2 protein-coding genes are annotated in these 1,524 nt (G+C 65.3%); both read right to left on the reverse strand.

Annotated features, from left to right (window positions below; genetic code table 11):
• The coding region (locus ACTS2Z_RS00295) for a methylmalonyl-CoA mutase family protein (protein ID WP_442571237.1) at window positions 1-560 on the reverse strand (560 nt) is incomplete at its 3' end.
• A partial coding sequence (locus tag ACTS2Z_RS00300) for a methylmalonyl-CoA mutase family protein (RefSeq protein ID WP_442571238.1) occupies window positions 557-1,524 on the reverse strand: 968 nt, incomplete at its 5' end. The genes ACTS2Z_RS00300 and ACTS2Z_RS00295, both read right to left, overlap by 4 nt.

Consider the following 1,524-nt stretch of genomic DNA (forward strand, 5'->3'; position numbering starts at 1 on the left):
GTTCCTGAAAGCTGGGCGTGCTTCACGCCCTGTTCCTCTGCCGCCACGATGTAGAGAGCGAGCACGGGCAGAACCGCACCGTTCATCGTCATCGACACGCTCATCTGGTCGAGCGGAATGCCGTCAAAGAGCTGGCGCATGTCCAGTATGGAATCGACTGCCACCCCCGCCATGCCGACATCGCCGATCACGCGCGGATTGTCGCTGTCATAGCCGCGGTGGGTAGCGAGATCGAAAGCAATGGAAAGGCCCTTCTGCCCGGCGGCAAGATTACGCCGGTAAAAGGCATTGGAGTCTTCTGCGGTGGAGAAGCCGGCATATTGCCGGATCGTCCATGGGCGCTGCACGAACATGGTCGGGTAAGGGCCGCGATGGAAGGGCGCCAGACCCGGAAGGCCACCCGTAAAATCCAGCCCCGTAATATCGCCGCGCGTGAAGCTGGGGGCGATCTCGATGCCTTCAGGGCTCATCCAGCCTTCAGGGCGTTGCGGTGTCGAAGCCTCCCTTTCCGGCAGGCGGAAGGGCATGGCGGTGAAGTCCGGCGGCGTCTGGCGGGTCATGCGTCCACTCCCATGGCGCGCGCGGCAAGGCGGGCATCTTCCAGCGCAAACGAACGCATATGGATGGCGTGATCGATCGCGGCGTCCTGCGGCGCGGCATCGCGCCGGCCGGCCAGCCATACTGCCTTGGCTCCGGCTGCTTTCAGCGCGGTGGCAAGTTGCGCAGCAGATTCGGCGTAGGCGGCATCAGTGCCGCAAATAACGGCGAGCGGCGAGCCCGACGCCGCGAAGGCCTTCACACAGGCCTCCAGGCTTTCATGGGCCTCGGCCGGAAGGACACGCAGGCCGGCTACCCCCAGACGGTTAATGGCAAAGCCTGCGCGCGGATTGAATTGCGCCAAAGAGCCCAGCGTCGCCAGAAATACCTTGCGAGGGCCGGACGCCTCCACCTTCAGGCGGATTGCCTCGTAGGGCGCAGCAATGCGCATTGCGTCAGGCAGGCCGACCGGATCGGCGGGCTCGGCGCCAAAGGCACTCTGCGCCAGTGCAGGCGGGTCATAGGGCGCCGTGTCTGCCTGCAGGGCGCGCGGATCGAGGTCTGGAAATGCGGTGATCCCGACAATCTGCTCACGCCCGCTGGAAACAAGACCGGCAAGGCTCGCGGCGGCCTTCTCTATGTCTCCGCGCCAGCTTTTTTCTTTCAGAGCGGCGCTCGCTCCGCCGAGCTTCACAATGCGCTGCATCTCGCCCCATGCGGCATCGGCCAGCTTGTGGCTGAGCGTTTCATGCAGATAGCTGCCGCCTGCCGGATCATTGATCCGCCCGGCATGGCTCTCTTCGGCCAGAAGGATATGCAGATTGCGGGCGAGCCTGCGCGAGAAAGGCGTCGACCGGCCAAGAGCGCGGGTGAGCGGGGTGATGGTCAGCGCGTCCGCGCCGCCCGCCGTGCCCGCAAATCCGGCGCAGGCCGCGCGGATGAGATTGGTCCAGGGATCAAGCGCGGACAGCCCGCGCTCGCTTGTTG

The organism is Glycocaulis sp., assembly GCF_052168375.1.
Classification (GTDB): Bacteria; Pseudomonadota; Alphaproteobacteria; order Caulobacterales; family Maricaulaceae; genus Glycocaulis.